20 protein-coding genes are annotated in these 20,081 nt (G+C 54.1%); 13 read left to right on the forward strand and 7 right to left on the reverse strand.

The features are described from left to right. Nucleotides 1–12 precede the first annotated feature (12 nt). Together V3W27_RS00930 and V3W27_RS00935 are read right to left on the reverse strand one after the other, a co-directional pair. On the reverse strand, nucleotides 13–2,007 hold the full coding sequence (locus V3W27_RS00930; RefSeq protein WP_047303450.1) for a copper resistance system multicopper oxidase: 1,995 nt from the start codon (nucleotides 2,005–2,007) through the stop codon (nucleotides 13–15). A 176-nt stretch (nucleotides 2,008–2,183) separates the two neighbouring features. Beyond that, a complete protein-coding gene (locus tag V3W27_RS00935) occupies nucleotides 2,184–2,390 on the reverse strand; it encodes a co-regulatory protein PtrA N-terminal domain-containing protein (RefSeq protein WP_047303448.1) in 207 nt (68 codons plus the stop codon). A 353-nt stretch (nucleotides 2,391–2,743) separates the two neighbouring features. Between V3W27_RS00935 and flgB the strand changes: the two genes are divergently transcribed. After that, the gene (gene flgB / locus V3W27_RS00940) at nucleotides 2,744–3,157 is read left to right on the forward strand and encodes a flagellar basal body rod protein FlgB (protein WP_047303446.1); all 414 of its coding nucleotides are present in this window, start codon (nucleotides 2,744–2,746) and stop codon (nucleotides 3,155–3,157) included. A 118-nt stretch (nucleotides 3,158–3,275) separates the two neighbouring features. Here flgB and V3W27_RS00945 read toward each other — a convergent pair whose 3' ends face one another. After that, a complete protein-coding gene (locus V3W27_RS00945; protein WP_019821359.1) occupies nucleotides 3,276–3,476 on the reverse strand; it encodes a heavy-metal-associated domain-containing protein in 201 nt (66 codons plus the stop codon). A gap of 365 nt (nucleotides 3,477–3,841) precedes the next feature. Here V3W27_RS00945 and V3W27_RS00950 point away from each other — a divergent pair, with 365 nt between their 5' ends. Genes V3W27_RS00950 through V3W27_RS00965 form a run of 4 tightly spaced genes read left to right on the forward strand, consistent with a single transcriptional unit; the run spans nucleotide 3,842 to nucleotide 5,660 of the window. Continuing rightward, nucleotides 3,842–4,117 (forward strand): metal/formaldehyde-sensitive transcriptional repressor, encoded by a 276-nt coding sequence (locus V3W27_RS00950; RefSeq protein ID WP_047303444.1) that lies wholly within the window; start codon nucleotides 3,842–3,844, stop codon nucleotides 4,115–4,117. 20 nt (nucleotides 4,118–4,137) lie between these two features. Next, entirely contained in the window at nucleotides 4,138–5,064 is a 927-nt protein-coding gene (dmeF, locus tag V3W27_RS00955; RefSeq protein WP_047303442.1) for a CDF family Co(II)/Ni(II) efflux transporter DmeF, read from the forward strand. Nucleotides 5,065–5,103: 39 nt separating this feature from the next. Continuing rightward, complete coding sequence (locus tag V3W27_RS00960) at nucleotides 5,104–5,475, forward strand: hypothetical protein (RefSeq protein WP_047303440.1); 372 nt, start codon at nucleotides 5,104–5,106, stop codon at nucleotides 5,473–5,475. Nucleotides 5,476–5,477: 2 nt separating this feature from the next. Further along, nucleotides 5,478–5,660 carry a DUF1289 domain-containing protein gene (locus V3W27_RS00965; protein ID WP_050683282.1) on the forward strand — a complete coding sequence of 61 codons (183 nt, stop codon included), beginning with the start codon at nucleotides 5,478–5,480 and terminating at the stop codon, nucleotides 5,658–5,660. Between the two features lie 149 nt (nucleotides 5,661–5,809). On the opposite strand, the gene V3W27_RS00970 is transcribed toward V3W27_RS00965, so the two are convergent. The 4 genes from V3W27_RS00970 to V3W27_RS00985 all read right to left on the reverse strand — a co-directional run bounded on the left by V3W27_RS00970 (nucleotide 5,810) and on the right by V3W27_RS00985 (nucleotide 9,543). Then, on the reverse strand, nucleotides 5,810–8,167 hold the full coding sequence (locus V3W27_RS00970; RefSeq protein ID WP_080963949.1) for a heavy metal translocating P-type ATPase: 2,358 nt from the start codon (nucleotides 8,165–8,167) through the stop codon (nucleotides 5,810–5,812). 2 nt (nucleotides 8,168–8,169) lie between these two features. After that, a complete protein-coding gene (locus tag V3W27_RS00975; RefSeq protein WP_047303434.1) occupies nucleotides 8,170–8,406 on the reverse strand; it encodes a DUF2933 domain-containing protein in 237 nt (78 codons plus the stop codon). 79 nt (nucleotides 8,407–8,485) lie between these two features. Beyond that, nucleotides 8,486–9,022, reverse strand: coding sequence for a cupredoxin domain-containing protein (locus tag V3W27_RS00980; protein WP_326427869.1), 537 nt, complete (start codon nucleotides 9,020–9,022; stop codon nucleotides 8,486–8,488). Nucleotides 9,023–9,189: 167 nt separating this feature from the next. Then, nucleotides 9,190–9,543, reverse strand: a complete 354-nt coding sequence (locus V3W27_RS00985; protein WP_042556871.1) for a co-regulatory protein PtrA N-terminal domain-containing protein — start codon at nucleotides 9,541–9,543, stop codon at nucleotides 9,190–9,192. 204 nt (nucleotides 9,544–9,747) lie between these two features. Here V3W27_RS00985 and V3W27_RS00990 point away from each other — a divergent pair, with 204 nt between their 5' ends. From V3W27_RS00990 to V3W27_RS01025, 8 genes are all read left to right on the forward strand, one after another. After that, nucleotides 9,748–10,437, forward strand: coding sequence for a heavy metal response regulator transcription factor (locus V3W27_RS00990; protein WP_047304368.1), 690 nt, complete (start codon nucleotides 9,748–9,750; stop codon nucleotides 10,435–10,437). Next, on the forward strand, nucleotides 10,434–11,822 hold the full coding sequence (locus tag V3W27_RS00995; RefSeq protein ID WP_047304366.1) for a heavy metal sensor histidine kinase: 1,389 nt from the start codon (nucleotides 10,434–10,436) through the stop codon (nucleotides 11,820–11,822). The genes V3W27_RS00990 and V3W27_RS00995 overlap by 4 nt, the downstream gene beginning before the upstream one ends. Nucleotides 11,823–12,185: 363 nt before the next feature. Continuing rightward, entirely contained in the window at nucleotides 12,186–12,569 is a 384-nt protein-coding gene (gene copC, locus V3W27_RS01000) for a copper homeostasis periplasmic binding protein CopC (protein WP_042556868.1), read from the forward strand. Between the two features lie 3 nt (nucleotides 12,570–12,572). Beyond that, the gene (gene copD / locus V3W27_RS01005) at nucleotides 12,573–13,511 is read left to right on the forward strand and encodes a copper homeostasis membrane protein CopD (protein ID WP_042556867.1); all 939 of its coding nucleotides are present in this window, start codon (nucleotides 12,573–12,575) and stop codon (nucleotides 13,509–13,511) included. Between the two features lie 73 nt (nucleotides 13,512–13,584). Then, nucleotides 13,585–13,926 (forward strand): hypothetical protein, encoded by a 342-nt coding sequence (locus V3W27_RS01010; protein ID WP_080896087.1) that lies wholly within the window; start codon nucleotides 13,585–13,587, stop codon nucleotides 13,924–13,926. Between the two features lie 99 nt (nucleotides 13,927–14,025). After that, a complete protein-coding gene (locus V3W27_RS01015; protein ID WP_326427872.1) occupies nucleotides 14,026–15,282 on the forward strand; it encodes a TolC family protein in 1,257 nt (418 codons plus the stop codon). Further along, nucleotides 15,279–16,763 carry an efflux RND transporter periplasmic adaptor subunit gene (locus V3W27_RS01020; RefSeq protein WP_047304361.1) on the forward strand — a complete coding sequence of 495 codons (1,485 nt, stop codon included), beginning with the start codon at nucleotides 15,279–15,281 and terminating at the stop codon, nucleotides 16,761–16,763. The genes V3W27_RS01015 and V3W27_RS01020 overlap by 4 nt, the downstream gene beginning before the upstream one ends. After that, nucleotides 16,760–19,903 carry an efflux RND transporter permease subunit gene (locus V3W27_RS01025; RefSeq protein ID WP_047304359.1) on the forward strand — a complete coding sequence of 1,048 codons (3,144 nt, stop codon included), beginning with the start codon at nucleotides 16,760–16,762 and terminating at the stop codon, nucleotides 19,901–19,903. Before V3W27_RS01020 ends, V3W27_RS01025 begins: the two co-directional genes overlap by 4 nt. The last annotated feature ends 178 nt before the right edge of the window (nucleotides 19,904–20,081 follow it).

The following is a 20,081-nucleotide window of genomic DNA, read 5'->3' on the forward strand; positions in this document are numbered from 1 at the left end:
AGATCGTCTCCTTTACTCATCAACCCGTACTTCACGGAACATGCCCATTTCCATATGGAAAAGCAGGTGGCAGTGATAGGCCCAGCGACCTAAGGCATCGGCGGTGACTCGATAGCTGCGCTTGGTACCTGGTGGCATGTCGATTGTGTGCTTGCGCACCATGAACTTGCCGTTTTCATCTTCAAGGTCGCTCCACATTCCGTGAAGGTGAATGGGGTGCGTCATCATGGTGTCGTTTACCAAGGTGATGCGAAGACGCTCCCCATACTTGAGACGAAGGGGCTCAGCGTCAGAAAATTTGATGCCGTTGAAGGACCAGGAAAACTTTTCCATGTGACCGGTCAAATGCAGCTCAATGGTGCGATTGGGCTCGCGGCCATCAGGGTCCTGGAAAGTGCTTTTCAGGTCTGAATAGGTGAGGACTCGACGACCATTGTTCCGCAAACCGATGCCTGGATCGTTTAGCTTTGGCGTCGGGGTCATGGCTTGCATATCAACCAAGGGGTTGTTGGTTTCGGAGGCTGGGTGAGTCTGCATTTCTCCACCCATACTACCCATGCCAGCCATCCCCGACATATCACCACCGCCCATTCCTGCCATCTTGCTGTGGTCCATGCCGGCCATGTTGGACATATCGCCTTTGTCCATGCCCGCCATCTTGCTGTGATCCATACCAGCCATGTTGGCCATGTCGCCTTTGTCCATACCAGCCATCTTGCTGTGATCCATACCAGCCATGCTAGTCATATCACCGCCGTCCATGCCGGTCATCCCGGTCATGTCACTTTGGTCCATGCCCGCCATCTTGCTGTGATCAATGCCAGCCATGCCGGACATGTCGCCGCTGCCCATACCAGCCATGCTGCCATGGTCCATACCAGCCATACCGCCCATTCCCATGTCATCCATGGACAAAAGAGGCCTGGGGTCGATCGCAGGCACTTGTGCCTTTAATCCTTCGCGAACTGCGAGGGTTCCGCGTGCATACCCGGTTCTGTCCATAGACTGGGCGAAGATGGTGTAAGCCTCTTCACTGGCGGGCTCAACTATCACGTCATACGTTTCAGCTACGGCGATGCGGAATTCGTCGACGCTGACCGGTTTGACGTGTTGGCCGTCGGCGGCCACAACGGTCATTTTCAAGCCAGGAATTCGAACGTCGAAATAGCTCATCGCCGAGCCGTTAATAAAACGAAGGCGCAGCTTCTCACCCGTTTTGAAAATACCGGTCCAGTTACCGTTGGGCGCCTGGCCATTCATGAGGTAGGTGTAAGTATCTCCACTGACGTCTGCGAGGTCAGTGGGGTTCATTTTCATTTCTGCCCACATCTTTCGGTCGGCTACGGCAGATGACCAGCCTTGCTTGCTGACATCGTCGATGAAATCGCCAACGGTACGTTTGTGGTGGTTGTAGTAGTCAGATTGCTTCTTAAGCTTCGCCATGACGCGACTAGGATCTTCATCGGTCCAGTCAGTCAACATCACCACGTAGTCGCGGTTGTATTGAAAAGGTTCAGGTTCTTTCGAGTCGATAACGATTGGCCCGTAAACGCCTGCCTGCTCCTGTAAGCCCGAGTGGCTGTGATACCAATACGTACCGTTCTGATGGACCTTGAATTTGTACTCGTACATACCGTCGGGTGCGATGCCATGGAAACTTAATCCGGGTACGCCGTCCATATTGGCCGGCAGGATGATCCCGTGCCAATGGATGGAAGTGTCCTGGTCCAAGCGATTTTTCACACGCAGTGTGACTGTCTCTCCTTCGCGCCAACGCAGCAAGGGTCCTGGCAATGATCCATTGATGGTCATGGCCGTGCGCGGCGAGCCGGTGATGTTTACAGGGGTTTCACCAATAAACAGATCAAATTCGTTGCCGGTTAGGACGCTCGGCAGGCCTGGACTGGTCACTGCCCATACAGGAGTGCGCCACAGACCAAGGCCGCCAAGGATGCCGCCGGCGGCTAGGCCTTTAACGAATGTCCGTCTAGAGGTTTTGGAATGCATGCCGTTTATTTCCAATCAGTCAAAAGGGAGCCGTTCAAAACAACCCGTGAGTTGGCAAGATGAGCTTCGCTTACCGTTAAAAAGACGAATATTTACAGCAAGCGAGCTCAGAAATTGCCACATCTAAACCACCTTAGTGATTACATTTCTGTCAGCTTGGCCGCGTGCCTAATCGTTCAGCAGTTTTTATGATCCATCGCTTTGGCTTTGCTCTCAGCGACAGGCGGTTGAGAGCTCTGCGTTTGAGCTACCTGGTACGATTCCACCGAATTATTCCTGGCCAATTCCATACGTGCGAAAGTCCGATCACCACCGCCCTCAGCCATAGCCAAAGATGAAATGGTCAGAGCAGCGATGACGAACAAGGATTTGATAGTGTTCATTTTGGGTTTCCTCAGATCAGTACTGGCCGCCCCTGAATCCAATCGTGCATTGATTCGTAGCGGGTGAGCATTAGGCTCAATAGGACTATAAGACTCACCCGCTGTCGGGAAGCTTAGGCCAATATTACAGTTGCGTCAGGTTGCGATATTTCTCTTGAAGAACACCGTATTTAGTCCTTAAGGTCTCGGTCTTCCAGCGCGCATCGATATTTACTCACTAACAATATCAACGGGCGAACCTTTGTAGGTTTTCGTTACTCAAGGTGACTACGTCTTTGAACCTCTACTGGTCGGAGATGTGAATACCGGAGGTATCGCGTAGCACATTAAGTGAGCTTGTTGAGGATTATTGCTTGAGTATTAGTTTCGAAAAAGCGGTCGGCGTAGCGGAAAGAGCTTTGAATCTTCGTAGCCAAAGAGCCGAAATCCTGAGTAACAACATCGCAAATGCTGATACGCCGAACTACAAGGCCCGAGATTTAGATTTTTCTACTGTGCTCGCCCGCGAAATAGAAAAAACACCTGCCACTCTATTTTCTTTGGAAACGACAAATGTAAAACACATTGCCGGAATAGAATCCGTCAGTGATATTTATGGAGTTAGTTTGCTTTACAGTACACCGGCTCAACCTGCCATTGACCAAAATACTGTCGATCAGCAGGTTGAGGTCGCAAAGTACACAGAAAATGGAATACGTTTCGACGCCGCTTTTACTCGGTTGAATGGAGCATTCAAAGGTTTGCTCAAAGCTCTGCGAGGTGATTAGTAGCGCAAGGGCTTGCGAGCGGTAATTGTGGCCGACGTGGCTGCTTCGGTATTCCCTGAGGGGTTAACCAAGGGGAGCCCCTGTATACGGGGCCCTGACCATGGAAAGGTGCCAGCATTCAAGCGCTGATCTGGGAAGGAAAACCCAACGCCTCTACAGCTTTACGAATCTGCTCTGGGCTTTCGCTGCTTTCAACACTTACCTTACCGGCTGACCGATCCACGGAAACTGTAGCTTCGTTGTCCAGTGACTGAATCGCTTTGGTAATTTTGCTGACGCAACTGCCGCAACCAATGCCTGATACATCTAAGACGAACATGGTTATTCCTCTCGTGCTGAGCGGTCTCTTTTCACCGCACCGACAGCATCAACGTTGACACGATGGCAAGGTCAACAGCTATATGTTTCGGGTTGTGAGCGTCATTGATGGGTATTTGCGCAGACTTAACCAGCCGTTTGCATTTGACCTGACCAACCATTTGCAGCGTATTCGACCAGTACGCTTCTTTTGGCCATGGCCGGCAAAGAACGGCCAGAGGCGGACATTACAGCTCCTCTCGTTCCTCGCTCGCACTTGAAGCCTCTTTCCTGCCAGGGACTGTAGATGCTCTCTCCGTTCTTTGATCTTGTATAGGTATAGGGGGTATGCCTATCATGCACAATACATAGGTAGGGGGGGATCCCATGGGCCATATTGCAGCAAACAAAGAAAATCTTCTCAACCGCGTAAAACGCATAGCCGGACAAATCCAAGCCGTTGAACGGGCATTGGAATCGGATCTCGATTGCGCAAAAACACTACACCTTGTTGCTGCCACTCGCGGAGCAATCAACGGCTTAATGGAGGAAATCATCGAGGACCACGCGCGGGAGCATGTCGCGAACCCTGCGCTCAGCGAAGAAGAGCGTAACAAGGGCGTCGAAGAGCTTCTTGAAGCCATTCGCCGTTACGCCAAGTGAACGCATCTAGGTACACACTCATGAGCAGCACCAACATCAATTACACACACGACCACGTGTTCCTTGGCTCAGCGCACGACGAAAATGCCAAGCGTACGCTTTGGGTTGTGGCACTGACGGTGGTGATGATGGTTGGCGAGATCACCGCCGGCTATATTACGGGTTCGATGGCGTTACTGGCCGATGGCTTCCACATGGCAACCCATGCCGGCGCATTGGGCATCGCGGCCGCCGCTTACGGATACGCAAAACGCCATGCTTCCAGCCAGCGCTACAGTTTCGGTACCGGAAAGGTTGGAGACTTGGGCGGATTCGCCTCGGCACTGATTCTCGGTATGGTCTCCCTGGGAATTGGCATTGAGTCTGTCATGCGCCTCTTGCAGCCAACGGAAGTTCAGTTCGGCACCGCTACGCTCATCGCGATTGTCGGATTGATCGTCAACATTGTCAGTGCCTTACTGCTGGGCCACGGGCACAGTCATGGGCACGATCACGATCACGATCACGATCACGGCCATGCCCATCACGGGAACGACAACAACCTGAAATCGGCCTACGTTCACGTAATTGCAGACGCGCTGACTTCGGTTCTGGCCATTGCTGCACTGCTCGCCGGCCGGTATCTCGGCTGGGTTTGGCTAGACCCGGTTATGGGCATTGTCGGCGCCATTGTTATCGCGCGCTGGGCATGGACCTTGATGGGGGCCACCGCAGGAATACTACTGGATCAGACAGACGCACACGTTGCCGAGGAAATCCGCGAACTGATTGAGAAACCGGGGGATGCCACTATCACGGACTTGCACGTCTGGCGGATTGGACCGCAAGCCCATGCGGCCATCGTCAGCGTCCTTGGTGAGGCCACTGCGAACGCCGATAGAATTCGTGAACGTCTCAAGCCGGTCCACGAAGTCAGCCATCTAACGGTCGAGTTTCGACCTGTCTGATTCAGCGGCTCCCCACCATTGTCTCCAAAGGAACCCGCAATGCCTCCAGGGAAACGTGAACTGGCACGAATCGAACGTCGGTTGATGACCACGCTCACCGAAGCGTGCGAAACAGCCAAAGGTGAAATCGAAGGCTTTACCTGGCTCACTCATGCCGCTGACCTGAGCGCATTGGCTGAAACCCTGAAGGTAATCTGGGTGTTCGAAACCCAGGCTGACAGAAAGCGCGCCCAGGTTAACGCTAAGGCGCGCATCTTTGAGTTGACGGCCTTAGCGCTGAATGAGGCCAACATCGAGCTGATCCCTTCAGACCTTAACGTCCGCTTCGACTCTGAGGAGGAGTGTCAGCGAACTCACGGAGGTGACTGGAACACCCGCCTGACTCAATCACGTGTGTCCAAAGGTGGCTGACAATGGCTAAAGAAATCGAGAATCCCTGCATCTCAGTTTGCCAACTCAGTGGTGATCTGTGTGTGAGCTGTGGGCGAAGCAAGGAAGACATCAGAAAATGGAAACGCATGAAGCGGCCTGAAAAAATGGCCGCTGTGCAAAGGGCGAATGTGCGCTTGAAGGGACTGAAGAAAGCACATGGGTAGTCACTTGCCCAGGTTTACCGCTTTGGGTCGTTATGAGCCCCTCAGCTTTGATGTCTGGTTGGTCAAATTCTCAATCGCTGATCAGTCAAATGCGAATGACTGGTCAGGTCGTATGCAAACGCATGGCAAGTGCGCTGCAATTTTGCAGCTCAGTCAATTCGGGTATTTCTCAGTCTCAATGCATTGAAAACTACAGATGCAGAACTGACGCTCATGGCTATGGCAGCGATCATTGGCGACAGAAGATGTCCCGTCAGTGGATAGAGCAAGCCTGCGGCAAGAGGAATGCCCATTGAGTTGTAAAGAAAGGCGAAACCCAAATTTTGCCGCATGTTTTTTACTGTTGCGACCGAAAGAGCCCGTGCTCGTAAAATTCCCATCAGGTCACCTTTTACCAGCGTGAGTTGCGCGCTATTCATCGCTACGTCAGTCCCTGTCCCCATGGCAATGCCCACATCTGCTCGGGCCAGAGCTGGTGCATCGTTGATACCGTCACCGGCCATGGCGACCTTCCGGCCGTATTGCTGAAGGTCTGCGACCAGACGCTCCTTGTCCTGAGGTTTCACTTCACCATGGACTTCTTCAATCCCCATCTCCCTGGCGACTGCCCGAGCGGTGGATAGCCCGTCGCCAGTTGCCATGATGATTTTGATGTCATCAGCCTTGAGTTTGGTGACTGCTTCTTTGGAGGTCGGCTTAATTGGATCTGATACTGCCAACAACCCCGCCAATGCCCCGTCGACTGCGAGGTAGATGATGCTAATGCCATCACGTCGCAACGCCTCAGCACGCTCTTGTAGGGGAGTGGCGCTTACGCCTACGGCTTCCATCAATGCGGTGTTCCCCAGCTCGATCTTCTTACCATCAACGATCCCACTGACCCCAATACCTGAACCAGACTCGAAAGACTCTGGCTTGGTGAGCTTAATGTTCTTAGTTCGGGCGTGATCGACGATTGCATGAGCCAAGGGATGTTCGCTGCCCTGATCAAGACTGGCAGCAAGCTGGAGAACATCGTGGGGATTGAAACTGGGTGTGGCCTCCACACTGTGAAACACTGGCCGTCCCTCTGTCAGGGTGCCGGTCTTATCGACAATCAGCGTGTCGATCTTGCAAAGGTTTTCGATGGCGCTGGCATCCCTGAACAGCACCCCCATGCTGGCCGCTTTACCCGTCGAAACCATGATCGACATGGGCGTAGCAAGACCTAGCGCACAGGGACAAGCGATGATCAGCACAGCAACAGCGTTGATCAGACCAAACACCCAACTGGGCTCAGGGCCAAAAAGCCCCCAGCCGACAAATGTCAGTATCGCAATCGCGATAACACCCATCACAAAGTAGCCAGCAATCGAGTCGGCCATTCGTTGCATTGGTGCTTTGGACCGCTGAGCCCGAGCGACCATCTGTACTATCTGTGACAGCATGGTCTCGGCGCCGACCTTCTGCGCCTCCATTACCAAGCTGCCATGTGTATTGAGCGTGGCACCGATCAGACTATCTCCAGCTCTCTTCATTACCGGCACTGGTTCGCCAGTAAGCATGGACTCATCCACCGCACTTTCACCTTCCAGTACTGAGCCATCAACTGGAACCTTTTCACCGGGTCTGACCCGTAGATGGTCTCCAAGGTGGACATGGGTGAGAGGAATGTCTTCTTCCTGTCCATCGGTATTGATCCGGCGTGCTGTCTTGGGCGACAGGCCGAGAAGGGACTTGATGGCGGCGGAGGTTTGCGATCGTGCTTTGAGCTCAAGAATCTGCCCAAGCAAGGTGAGTGAGATGATGACCGCTGCGGCTTCGAAGTAGACGCCGATGCGTCCATCTTGCATGAAGGTGGCCGGAAAGCTTTGAGGTAAGAGCGTTGCCATGACGCTGTAAAGGTATGCTGCGGCGGTACCCAACCCAATCAGTGTCCACATATTTGGACTGCGATTTCTAATAGAGGCTATGCCTCTGACAAAAAAAGGCCAACCTGCCCACAAGGTCACCGGTGTCGCCAGAGCCAGCTCGATCCAGTTTTGGATCGGGCCATGGAAAAGTTGTAACGTGTGTCCCGCCATGGCGAGCAAGGTCACTATCACGGTTAATGGCAGCGACCACCAAAAGCGGCGGGCGAAATCCCGGAGTTCAGGATTTTCTTCTTCATCGAGCGCGGGCATGACCGGCTCTAATGTCATGCCACATTTAGGGCAGTTGCCGGGTCCGGGCTGACGTATTTCCGGGTGCATCGGACAGGTAAACTCAGTGCCTGTTTGTACCGCAGACTCTGGAGTGGTGACACGGGATTCGGCGCTCGAAACATTACTGCTGAAGCGTTCAGGATCAGCTCGAAACTTCTCCTGGCATTTCAGGCTACAGAATTGATACTTCTGTCCCTGATAAGACTCACCAAATTTACTTGATGAAGTGACTGCCATTCCGCACACCGGGTCACGTAGATCATCGTCATTTAGCGGAGCAGCATGGGCGTGACTGTGGTCGTGGTGGCTCGATATGTTAGGCATGGCTATTTCCCTTCTTTGTCCTTGTGGGTTGCTGCCTGATCGCCATGGCGATGTCCAAAAAAATGCATCAATGGACAGATCAACAGAATCAGATAAGGCCAAAATGGATAAACGTGGCTGAAATGCTCCCGCAACACGTAGAAGGCACCAATCGCAATGAGCATGATTAGTACAACGCCTGTTTTGCGCCTCCAAAATGGTGCGGTGGTGTTTCCATCCAGACGCTGATGGTTACTCATGATCTAAGCCTCACTGTGTACTCTGCAACAGAGCGTAGCCAACTCCTGTGTCGAAGCGGTGGGAGAAGCCGGCTTAGGCTTATTTCAGGTCAAACTGACCGACCATTCCCGATTGGTAATGTCCGGGCACATTGCAGGCAAACTGAAGGCCTGTGCTGTCGTTGAAGGTCCAGATCAGTTCTTGGGTTGAGCCAGGCTCAATCAGGACGCTATTCGGGTCGTTGTGCTCCATTCCGACCATCTTCATTCCGCCCATGCTGTGGCTCATACCGCTCATCGTTTTCCCGGTACCGGTGGGGTTAAGCGTCCCGTTCTGGAACATGCTCGCCATTTCTTTTTGGTGTGCTGCATGAGCAGCGGCTTTGCCGATGTTGAACTCGTGCAGCAGCGAACCCTCATTGCGAAGGACAAATCGAATGGTTTCACCAGGCTTTACGTTGATGCTTTCAGGTTTGAAGAAAATATCGCCCATCTCGACCTCCACCGTACGGGTAACCTCAGAGGCGACTCCAGGCTGGCCGATGTCCTCTTTCCCATGCCCTGCGCTGGCCATAGCCGTAGCACCGAAGAGTAGAGTGATTGCCGCGATGACAGGGGTAACGAGCTTAATTTTCATAGTGACCTCGAGAGTAAGAGGAGTGGGAGCACTGGCTATGCTAAAGACACGGAGCTGCCAGTTAACTGACCTGAACACTACATTTCTGTCAGTTTTCAAAAAAGCACGGCGTCCAAACGACGCCGTATTTAACGTTACTGTTCAAAAAGCCCCTTGGAAGCCGTTTTTCACTGATGATTCTCTGAAAGCATCAATTTGTGCTCGCGCTGCATTTGGTTCAAAACGTCATCGACGATTTTGTCGTGCTTTTCCATCCAGGCGAGATGCTGCTGAGGTGACATTGAGGCGTCTGGATGATCTTTATGGAGTTGACTCATGAGCTCTCCCAGCATCTTCATATGCTCGGTCATGTGGACATGACGCTGACCTTCAGGGGCGTTTTCAGCTTGTATCAGGACAGCCTCTGCCTTGTTGCGCAGACCCTCCATGCGCTCTATCACCCGGTCTCCGCCACTTTCAGCCCATACAGAAGCTGAGACGAGTATTGAGCTCACAAAAAACAGAATTTTCAGGCGATTCATGGGGCAACTCCTTATGGAATTGTTTTCCGGCTCCCAAACGGTTCATGTTAAAGAGTCGGTCGAGCACCAGGAAGTACTCATGCTTGAACCCTAGACAGCGCTCGCTGACATCTACCTGAAGCCAATATTACTTTTCTGTCAGTTGCTGGTTGGCTGCCGGTTTTCGTTGCAGACTCCGCTTCATCACTATCAGAGAACGACCTCATGAGACTTCTTGTCGCTGAAGACGAACCAAAAATAGGTATCTATTTGCAGCAAGGACTCACCGAGGCGGGGTTCAATGTTGATCGTTTTACTAATGGAAAAGAGGCGCTTCAGCACGCTTTGAGCGAAGCGTATGACCTGTTGATTCTCGACGTCATGATGCCTGGATTGGATGGCTGGGAAGTTCTGCAGAAGGTTCGCGCTTCCGGGAAAGACGTCCCCGTGCTCTTTCTCACAGCGAGAGACCGCGTTGAAGATCGAGTTAAAGGACTTGAACTCGGCGCAGATGACTACCTGATCAAACCCTTCGCATTTTCTGAATTGCTTGCTCGAGTCAGAACGTTGCTGCGTCGCGGTAACAGCGCGCCTTCGCAAACCTACATGAAATTGGCTGATCTGGAAGTGGACCTCCTCAAGCGTCGAGCCATTCGTGGAGGCAAGCGAATTGACCTTACGGCCAAAGAGTTCGCGTTGCTTGAGCTATTGCTGCGACGTCGTGGGGAGGTGCTGCCAAAGTCACTTATCGCTTCCCAGGTTTGGGATATGAACTTCGATAGCGACACCAACGTTATCGAGGTTGCGGTTAGACGGTTGAGGGCCAAGATAGATGACGACTTTGAGGTCAAGTTGATTCATACCTCGAGGGGAATGGGTTACATGCTAGACGCGCCTGATTCGGAGTCGGAATGAATCGGATGTCCCTGACAACTCGCATGAGTCTGATGTTCATGCTCGCGGTAACGGCCGTGCTTACGGTCGCCGGACTTAGTTTCAACAACCTCAGTCGGCATCACTTTAAGATGCTGGATCAGCAGGCATTGAACGAAAAGCTCCACTCGACCCAGAGAATTTTGTCGGGGTTGAACACCATCGATCAATTCAGCGAATTTAAGCCTGAGTTGGAAGCGCTGCTGGGTGCTCACCGTGATTTGACGGCCCTAATAATCGATGGTGAAGGCAAGCTGCTGTTCGCAGATCCCGGTCCGGTAGATATTCCGAAGGAGTTCCGCACAACCACAAACAACAACGTCTGGGAGTGGCGGGAGCAAGAGCAGATGTTCCGTGGCGTGACAGCACAAGCCGTTGTAACGGGGCAAGACAAGCCGTTGACAGTCATTTTGATCTTTGACGTTACTCAGCATATGTCTTTTTTCGAGACGCTTGAGCGCTGGTTTTGGATAGGGCTGGTAATTAGCGCGTTGGTCAGTGCGGCGCTTGGCTGGATGGTAGCAAGCAGTGGCATGCGGCCTATTCGCCAGGTCACGCGGGTCGCCGCCTCTATGTCAGCAAAATCACTAAAAGAGCGCATCCCTTTAGCGCCTGTTCCTAAAGAACTTCAGCAAATGGTGCTGTCCTTTAACGCAATGCTGTCCAGACTCGACGATGCATTTGTCCGGTTATCGAATTTTTCCGCAGACATTGCCCACGAACTACGGACTCCTGTAAGCAACTTGATGACCCACACCGAAGTCGTGCTTTCAAGAAAAAGGGATATAGAAGACTACGAAGACAACCTGTACTCAAATCTTGATGACTTGAAGCGTATGAGTCGGATGATTGATGACATGCTATTTCTGGCGAAGTCAGACAATGGTCTGATCACCCACGAGAACAAACCAATAGATTTGGTGGAAGTCGTGGAGAAACTGCTTGAATACTACCGTCTTTTGGCAGATGAGCGAGGGATAGAACTGAAGGTTTCAGGAAGGGGCAGCGTCCGAGGCGATGTCCTTATGCTCCACAGAGCTATATCTAACCTGCTCTCTAATGCGCTTCGCTACACCTCGGAAGGGAAGATGATCAGTGTCGAAATCCTCCAGAAGGAGATGTCGATATTGGTCGTCGTGGAGAACCAGGGTGAACCCATTGCCCCCGAACATCTTGAAAAGCTCTTCGATCGTTTTTATCGCGTGGACCCAGCGCGCAGGGAAGGAAGCCCAAGCAACGCAGGGCTAGGTTTGTCGATTACCCGATCAATTATTGAGGCGCATGATGGCAAAATCTGGTGTACGTCAAGTGACGGTAAAACGGCCTTTCATCTCGAGTTTCCTAGTGTTGACTTGCAGGTCAGCTGAGCAATGCCGCATTTGTGATCAACGGCGTTAGCGCGACTTGGGCCTGCATCCAGTTTCGTAATTTTTTGAATGAGTGAATACCCCAGTATTTGCGGCGTGCGGTCTCGTTTCTAAGACTTGTGACCTTCGCCAATTCGATCCCAAACAGCGTGTCAAGCTGACTGAAATGTAATCGAACAGTTTGCGTTCGTGTGGCATCGTGTTCTTGCACTGTGACGTTGGGGCTTAGCGAGATGTTCGTGTTCAACCTGCACTAGAGATGGAAGCTCCGAGTTAACCATCAGTGGTTTTAAATTGAAAATTACAAACTAGTTCTTCCCAAACAAACCTCAAATCAACAGCTCTTGCTGTGAGGAGTCTTGCATGTCATTCCTTAAAACTACGACCGTAGCTGTTGCACTTACTGCTGGTTTGCTTCTGAGTGCCGTAGCTCAAGCACATCCAAAGCTCCTTTCTTCCACTCCGGCGGAAGGCTCGGATGCGGCGGCCCCTTCGAAAATTGAACTGCACTTTTCCGAGAATCTCACCACTCAGTTTTCCGGTGCAAAACTGATCATGACCGATATGCCTGGCATGCCGAACTCTCCAATGGGTGTAAAGGCCGCCGTCGCTGCTGGCGGTGATCCGAAAACGATGGTGATTACGCCGGCTGCACCTCTGACGACCGGTACCTACAAAGTTGAATGGCGTGCAGTTTCCTCGGACACCCACCCGATCACCGGCAACTTTTCCTTCAAAGTGAAATGATCCATGAGCGACTCAATAAATATTGTGGTTCGCTTTGCTCTCTATTTTGACCTGATGTTGTTATTTGGATTGGCCATATTTGGCTTGTACAGTCTCAGGGGAAAAGAAAGGGTATCGGGCACGGTCTTGAATTTTGAGTCGCTTCTTTACGGTACTTCTGTTGCAGGTGTAGCTCTGTCCCTTGCCTCGATGTTGTTGCTTGCGAAAGCAATGAGCGGTGTATCGGAGCTTATGGAGCTACATCACCACATTTTTGAAATGGTCATCATGGGCACCGACGTTGGGTTGACCTGGATGGTCCGAATAGCCGCCTTGGTTGGGGCAATTATGGGCGTCGCGTTGAATAAACGATTTCCGACACCCAGCCTCTGGATCGTCACCGTGTGTGGAGCAATCGCGTTGGCCACGCTAGCCTGGACAGGGCACGGTGCCATGGACGAAGGCAGCCGCCGCTACTGGCATTTTCTGAGCGATATTTTCCATTTATTAGCGGCAGGTGGCTGGTTGGGTGCTCTAGCGGCCTTCGCTCTACTGCTGCGGTTGAAATCGCTGAAGGGCGAGGAGGAAGCACGAATTCTTGCCCGCGTGCTGACTGGCTTTGAGTCGGCCGGCGGTGTGATTGTTGCGATCATAAGCGTAACGGGAGTCGTGAATTACCTTTTCATCGTCGGTCCAAACCTTGATGAGGTCATGCTGAGTACCTATGGTCAGCTGCTGTTTTTGAAGATCCTGCTCTTTGCCGGGATGATCGTTTTAGCCACACTGAACCGCTTTCACTTAAGCCCGCAGTTGGAGCGCTCAGTTCGCAATGGTCAATACTCTGTAGCGGTTAATGCCTTGCGCCGCAGCATGAAATTCGAATTCCTGATGGCAATCCTCATCATCTGTCTGGTCGCATGGTTAGGCACGCTAAGTCCTGAAATGGAAATGAGCGCGCAATAGAGGTTTCTGGCAGCTAACCAAGAAGCCGGGAACGGGATTGTTAGCACCATTTCTACTGGCTACACTTCAGTCCATGACACGCTATGTACGGTTTTGCCTGATATTCCTGATTAGCTTGGCGCTTCCCCTCAGTGGGATGGCGGGTGTTCAGGCGCCGACAGAGCCGTGTCCCATGCAAACCATGGGCATGGCGATGATGGACGGCATGGGCCAAGACTGCTGCCATGACATGAAAAGTCCCACCGAGCATGGTAAACCCTGCAAGCCGGGCCAGGAGTGTAAGACCGGCGGCATGCTGCAAGTCTCTATCATCAAGCCTCTGGTCCCCCTATCTAGCCCCCTCGAAGCGTCCATCTCCATAGACTCCCATCCTGTCCAAACCCCTTCAGGGGTATGGCGACCGCCCCGCATTTGATTCCTGTACCACACTGAGCCTCATTCCGCGTTAGCGGGATGGCATATCTGCGTGCATGTCTGATGAAGCGCGCAGTGGATCATCACAGGAATCGTGAACATGAACTCCAAGTGCTATTGCACAGGGTGGTCCCTCGTGGCCGGCCTGGCGGCAAGCGTACTGGCATTGCCGAGTCTCGCTGCCGCATTGACACTCGATGAAGCTTTGCAGCTGGCTGAAAACAATGCGCCGTCGCTGACTGCACAAGACGCGAAAATTCAGGCTGCCAGTAGTGCGGCCATCCCCGCTGGTGAACTACCCGATCCCAAGTTGCTGCTAGGCGTACAGAACTACCCCATTGGGGGGCCGGATCGCTGGAGCATCGACCAAGACTTCATGACTATGCGAATGGTCGGAGTCAGTCAGGAGATGCCCAGCAGCGCCAAGCGCAAAGCCCGAATCGAGGTCGCTGATGCGGCCATTGAACGCGCCGCCGCTGAGCGCCGGGTCGAACGTCTAAAGGTTCGTCAGGCCACGGCGTTGGCCTGGATCAACAGCTACTCGGTTGAGCGTAAAGACACTCTGTTCCAGGACCTCTACAAAGAAAACCGTCTGCTGGCCGATACCGTCCGGGCACAAATTGCCGGCGGCCGCGCTCAACCTGCTGATGCAGTAACGCCCAAACAGGAAGCGGCACAACTGGAAGAGCAGCAGGACGATCTGATTCGTCAGAGAGCGCAGGCCCGAGCTGCCCTGAAGCGCTGGATTGGACCAGCCGCCAATGACAAACCTGTGGGCAGCTTGCCTGAATGGCCTGTCGAAGCCTCTGACTACTCTCATAAGCTGCAACATCATCCAGAATTGGCAGCTTTTGCGCCAATGACCCGCGAAGCGCAAGCCAAGGTCCGTGAAGCCGAAGCGGAAAAACAGTCGGATTGGAGCTGGGAAGTCGACTATCAGAATCGCGGCCGACAGTTCGGCGACATGGTCAGTGTGCAATTTTCCTGGGATCTACCACTGTTTCCTGACTCTCGGCAAAACCCCAAAATTGCGGCCAAGCACGCTGAACTCAACCAGCTAGAGGCCGAGCGGGAAGCCCTGTCACGCAAGCGTACCCAGCAACTGGAGGACGAGCTGGCCGATTATGAACGCTTGAATCGTGCCGTTCGCCGAACCCAGGACAGTCTGCTGCCTCTGGCCAAGGAGAAGGTCGAGCTCAGCATGGCCAGCTACCGCGCCGGCAAAGGCGATTTGAACTCCGTCGTGGCTGCTCGGCGCGAGCTTATCGAAGCCCGTCTCAAGCAGATTGATGTTGAAGAGCAGCGTGCTCTCACCAGCGCTCGCCTGTATTTCGCCTATGGGGAGTCCGCTCAATGATCTCTAGAACACGGAAAGGGGTATTTGTTGTCAGCATCTCAGTTGCTTTGGGGGTTGCCGGTGGTTACTGGTTGGCCCAACCGGGGGTGAGCTCGGTACCGGATGCAGCACCGCAGCAGAAGCCTGAGTCATCAGTCGATCGCAAAGTTCTGTATTGGTACGACCCCATGTACCCACAACAGAAATTCGATAAGCCGGGTAAGTCGCCCTTCATGGACATGCAAATGGTCCCTCAGTACGCGGATAGCAAGGGGGACAGTGACACTGTTCGCATTGATCCAAGCCTGACCCAGAACCTCGGTGTGCGACTGGCTACCGTCAGTCGAGGTGTGTTTGCTTCGAGTCTGGACGTTGTCGGAGTGTTGGCTTTCAACGAACGGGACGTCGCCGTCATTCAAGCCCGTACGGCGGGTTTCGTCGAGCGCGTGTATGCCCATGCTCCTGGCGACGTGATCAAAGCCAATGCCGCCATGGCGGATATCCTTGTACCTGAGTGGGCTGCGGCTCAGGAGGAGTTTCTCGCACTCAAGCGCAGTGGCGATACAGGCTTGCTGGCCGTGGCTCGCCAGCGCTTGCGGCTCACCGGGATGCCGGCGGCATCGATTGCTCAAGTAGAGCGCAGTGGCAAAGTCCAACCAAACTTTACCCTCACCAGCCCTATTAGTGGTGTGCTGCAAGAGCTCAATGTGCGCGAGGGTATGACGGTGGCCGCCGGCGAGACACTGGCACGCGTTAATGGTTTGAGTAGCGTCTGGCTGGCCCTGGCCGTTCCGGAGACTGAATCTGGATCGATCCTCATGGGGCAAACGGCAGAGGCGCATTTGCCCGCGTTCCCTGGGGTTGTGCTCAAGGGCGTCGTCAGCGCGATTCTTCCGGAAACCAATCCGGATAGCCGCACCCTTCGCGTACGCGTCGAGTTACCCAACCCAGAAGGCCTTCTCAGGCCGGGTATGACCGCACGAGTGAGCCTCAATCGTTCAACGGAGCAAAGTGTGTTGTGGGTGCCGAGCGAGGCCGTCATTCGCACCGGTCGACGTGCTCTGGTGATGCTTGCTGAAGACGCTGGCCGCTATCGTCCTGTTGAAGTGTTGATCGGGCAGGAAAACGATGACAAGACGGCGATCTTGAAAGGTCTGGAAGAGGGCCAGAAGGTGGTTACCTCTGGCCAGTTCCTGCTCGACTCGGAGGCCAGTCTCAAGGGCATCGTTGCAAGCTCGGAGGAAGAGTCACCACCCAGCGCAGCAGTCTCCAGTTTTCATGAAGCGGATGGGCAGATCGTTGAGATCAACGACAAAGAAGTCACGCTCGCCCATGGTCCTTTCAAAACGCTGGGCATGCCTGGCATGACGATGACGTTCCCGCTCGCCAATCCGGCGCTGATGCAGGGCCTCAAAACGGGCGACAAGGTCCGGATTGCTGTTAGTCAAACCGACGATGGCTTGCGTGTTGAGCGTCTAGAGAAATCAGGGGGCCAGCTATGATTGCTGCTCTGATTCGGTGGTCAGTAGCCAACCGATTCCTGGTGCTACTGGCGACACTGTTTGTCACGGCTTGGGGCATCTGGTCGGTACAGAGCACGCCCATTGATGCGCTGCCGGATCTCTCCGATGTTCAGGTGATCATCCGCACCCCGTATCCGGGACAGGCACCGCAGATTGTCGAGAACCAGGTGACCTATCCGTTGGCCACCACCATGCTTTCGGTGCCTGGCGCCAAGACCGTGCGCGGCTACTCCTTCTTTGGTGACAGCTTTGTCTATGTGCTGTTCGAAGACGGTACTGACTTGTATTGGGCCCGCTCGCGGGTGTTGGAGTACCTGAGCCAAATACAAAGTCGCTTGCCAGCCAGCGCCAAACCGGCGTTGGGGCCAGATGCGACAGGCGTTGGCTGGATTTTCCAGTACGCGCTGGTAGATCGCAGTGGCGGACACGATCTGGCGCAACTTCGTGCACTTCAGGACTGGTTCCTCAAGTTCGAACTCAAGACTCTGCCCAACGTTGCCGAGGTGGCCACCGTGGGTGGGATGGTCAAGCAGTACCAGGTGCAGCTTGATCCACTCAAATTGGCCAGCCTCGGTATCACGCAGGCCGAGGTGACCGAAGCGATCGGCAAGGCCAATCAGGAAACCGGTGGCGCCGTCCTGGAAATGGCAGAGACCGAGTTCATTGTGCGGGCTTCCGGCTACTTGAAAACGCTCAATGATTTTCGGGCGATCCCACTCAAGCTGGGATCGGGCGGTGTGCCGGTGACCCTTGGCGATGTCTCCACGATCCAATTGGGTCCGGAAATGCGGCGTGGCATCACCGAACTCGACGGCAAAGGCGAGACGGTCGGCGGCGTGGTAATTCTGCGCAGCGGCAAGAACGCCCGCGAAACCATTGCGGCGGTCAAGACCAAACTCGACGAGTTGAAAAGCAGCTTGCCGGCGGGGGTAGAAATTGTCACCACCTACGACCGCAGCAAGCTGATCGACCGCGCCGTGGAAAATCTCAGCCACAAGCTAATCGAAGAGTTCATCGTCGTCGCGTTGGTGTGTGGCATCTTCCTCTGGCACCTGCGTTCATCTCTGGTGGCAATCATCTCCCTGCCGGTGGGGGTGCTGATCGCCTTCATCGTGATGCGTTATCAAGGGATCAACGCCAACATCATGTCCCTGGGCGGAATTGCCATCGCCATCGGTGCCATGGTCGACGCTGCCGTGGTGATGATTGAAAACGCGCACAAGAAGGTTGAGGCTTGGCACATGGCCAATCCGGGGGAGGAACTGAAGGACGAACGTCATTGGCACGTGATGACCGAAGCGGCGGCTGAAGTTGGACCAGCACTGTTCTTCTGTTTGTTGATCATCACCCTATCGTTCATTCCGGTGTTCACCCTGCAAGCCCAAGAGGGGCGGCTATTCGGCCCGCTGGCTTTCACCAAGACCTACGCCATGGCCGCAGCGGCGGGATTGTCAGTGACCTTGGTGCCTGTGTTGATGGGCTACTGGATTCGGGGACGAATTCCCAGTGAACAACAGAACCCGTTGAACCGCTGGCTGATCCGGATCTACCAGCCGGCTCTGGATGCAGTCTTGCGACGACCGAAGACCACGCTGTTGGTCGCGTTGCTAGTTTTTATCAGCGCACTATGGCCAATGTCGCGCTTGGGTGGCGAGTTTCTTCCGCCTTTGGACGAAGGCGACCTGCTCTATATGCCTTCGGCTCTGCCGGGATTGTCGGCGCAGAAAGCGGCGCAACTGCTGCAACAGACCGACCGCCTGATCAAGACCGTGCCGGAGGTCGAACATGTCTTTGGTAAAGCCGGTCGTGCTGAAACTGCCACCGACCCGGCGCCGTTGGAGATGTTCGAAACCACCATCCAGTTCAAGCCACAGGAGCATTGGCGCCCAGGCATGACTCAGGAAAAACTGGTGGAAGAGCTGGACCGAGTGGTGCGAGTTCCTGGGCTGACCAATATCTGGATACCACCAATTCGCAACCGAATAGACATGCTGGCTACGGGGATCAAAAGTCCTATTGGTGTAAAGATTGCCGGCACCAACCTGACAGAAATCGATTCTGCGACTCAGGCAGTCGAGCGAGTGGCTAAGGGCGTACCGGGTGTCAGTTCGGCTTTGGCCGAGCGATTAACCGGTGGGCGTTACATCGACGTGGATATTGACCGAAAAGCCGCCGCCCGCTACGGACTGAATATCGCCGATGTGCAATCCATCGTGGCCGGTGCTATCGGCGGTGAGAACGTCGGGGAGACCATTGAAGGGCTCGCACGTTTCCCGATCAACGTGCGTTACCCTCGGGAGTGGCGTGACTCGCTCGGCGCCCTGGAGCAGTTGCCGATCTACACCCCGCTAGGGAGCCAGATCACCCTCGCCACTGTGGCGAAGGTCAAGGTCAGCGACGGCCCACCGATGCTCAAGAGCGAGAATGCACGGCCCTCCGGTTGGGTATACATCGACGTGCGTGGCCGGGACATTGCCTCGATAGTCGCCGACCTGCGTCGGGTCGTCAGTGAACAGGTCAAGTTGCAGCCCGGCATGAGCCTGAGTTACTCAGGGCAGTTCGAGTTTCTCGAAAGGGCCAACGCACGACTCAAATTGGTGGTGCCTGCCACGCTGTTGATCATCTTCGTGCTGCTCTACCTGACTTTTGCCCGCTTCGATGAGGCCCTGCTGATCATGGCCACTCTGCCATTCGCCCTGACTGGCGGGGCATGGTTCCTCTATCTGTTGGGGTTCAACCTGTCGGTCGCCACCGGGGTCGGCTTCATCGCCTTGGCCGGTGTTTCTGCCGAATTTGGCGTGATCATGCTGCTCTACCTGAAAAATGCCTGGGCCGAGCGTCAAGACCTCGGTGACAACACAGAACGCGGGTTGATGGCCGCGATTCGTGAAGGCGCTGTGCAGCGCGTTCGACCCAAGGCCATGACCGTTGCGGTGGTTATCGCTGGTTTGTTACCAATACTTTTGGGAAGCGGTACCGGCAGCGAGGTGATGAGCCGCATTGCCGCCCCGATGATTGGAGGTATGGTTACGGCGCCCTTGCTATCGCTGTTTGTGATCCCGGCGGCCTATCACCTCATGCGTCGTCGACACTTGTCCGTTGAGCCCGGCAAGCACTGACGCGTAAAAATGCATACAAAAGGGGCTGCGCTTGCAGCCTCTTTTGAGCTGCACAGCCCGTTTTCATCGGTCCTACACGCGGTATGTATCGAAATTAGCAAGTTTATGTCTTTTGCATAAACTCGCTAATTTCGATACATACGCTGTGGTCAGTGCCGTTACCCACCTGCACTTGCCA

It is taken from the genome of Pseudomonas sp. AM14(2022) (assembly GCF_036346455.1).
GTDB classification, from domain to species: domain Bacteria; phylum Pseudomonadota; class Gammaproteobacteria; order Pseudomonadales; family Pseudomonadaceae; genus Aquipseudomonas; species Aquipseudomonas putida_A.

Excerpts from the sequence above, each read along its gene's own strand:
- V3W27_RS00985 (WP_042556871.1), bottom strand. The coding sequence starts at position 9,543 with ATGAATCGCCTGAAAATTCTGTTTTTTGTGAGCTCAATACTCGTCTCA.
- V3W27_RS00950 (WP_047303444.1), top strand. The coding sequence starts at position 3,842 with ATGGGCCATATTGCAGCAAACAAAGAAAATCTTCTCAACCGCGTAAAA.
- V3W27_RS00960 (WP_047303440.1), top strand. The coding sequence starts at position 5,104 with ATGCCTCCAGGGAAACGTGAACTGGCACGAATCGAACGTCGGTTGATG.
- V3W27_RS00930 (WP_047303450.1), bottom strand. The coding sequence starts at position 2,007 with ATGCATTCCAAAACCTCTAGACGGACATTCGTTAAAGGCCTAGCCGCC.
- V3W27_RS01010 (WP_080896087.1), top strand. The coding sequence starts at position 13,585 with ATGACACGCTATGTACGGTTTTGCCTGATATTCCTGATTAGCTTGGCG.
- V3W27_RS01025 (WP_047304359.1), top strand. The coding sequence starts at position 16,760 with ATGATTGCTGCTCTGATTCGGTGGTCAGTAGCCAACCGATTCCTGGTG.
- copD (WP_042556867.1), top strand. The coding sequence starts at position 12,573 with ATGAGCGACTCAATAAATATTGTGGTTCGCTTTGCTCTCTATTTTGAC.
- V3W27_RS01020 (WP_047304361.1), top strand. The coding sequence starts at position 15,279 with ATGATCTCTAGAACACGGAAAGGGGTATTTGTTGTCAGCATCTCAGTT.
- V3W27_RS00965 (WP_050683282.1), top strand. The coding sequence starts at position 5,478 with ATGGCTAAAGAAATCGAGAATCCCTGCATCTCAGTTTGCCAACTCAGT.
- V3W27_RS00995 (WP_047304366.1), top strand. The coding sequence starts at position 10,434 with ATGAATCGGATGTCCCTGACAACTCGCATGAGTCTGATGTTCATGCTC.
- V3W27_RS01015 (WP_326427872.1), top strand. The coding sequence starts at position 14,026 with ATGAACTCCAAGTGCTATTGCACAGGGTGGTCCCTCGTGGCCGGCCTG.
- V3W27_RS00945 (WP_019821359.1), bottom strand. The coding sequence starts at position 3,476 with ATGTTCGTCTTAGATGTATCAGGCATTGGTTGCGGCAGTTGCGTCAGC.
- V3W27_RS00935 (WP_047303448.1), bottom strand. The coding sequence starts at position 2,390 with ATGAACACTATCAAATCCTTGTTCGTCATCGCTGCTCTGACCATTTCA.
- V3W27_RS00970 (WP_080963949.1), bottom strand. The coding sequence starts at position 8,167 with ATGCCTAACATATCGAGCCACCACGACCACAGTCACGCCCATGCTGCT.
- V3W27_RS00975 (WP_047303434.1), bottom strand. The coding sequence starts at position 8,406 with ATGAGTAACCATCAGCGTCTGGATGGAAACACCACCGCACCATTTTGG.
- copC (WP_042556868.1), top strand. The coding sequence starts at position 12,186 with ATGTCATTCCTTAAAACTACGACCGTAGCTGTTGCACTTACTGCTGGT.
- dmeF (WP_047303442.1), top strand. The coding sequence starts at position 4,138 with ATGAGCAGCACCAACATCAATTACACACACGACCACGTGTTCCTTGGC.
- V3W27_RS00990 (WP_047304368.1), top strand. The coding sequence starts at position 9,748 with ATGAGACTTCTTGTCGCTGAAGACGAACCAAAAATAGGTATCTATTTG.
- V3W27_RS00980 (WP_326427869.1), bottom strand. The coding sequence starts at position 9,022 with ATGAAAATTAAGCTCGTTACCCCTGTCATCGCGGCAATCACTCTACTC.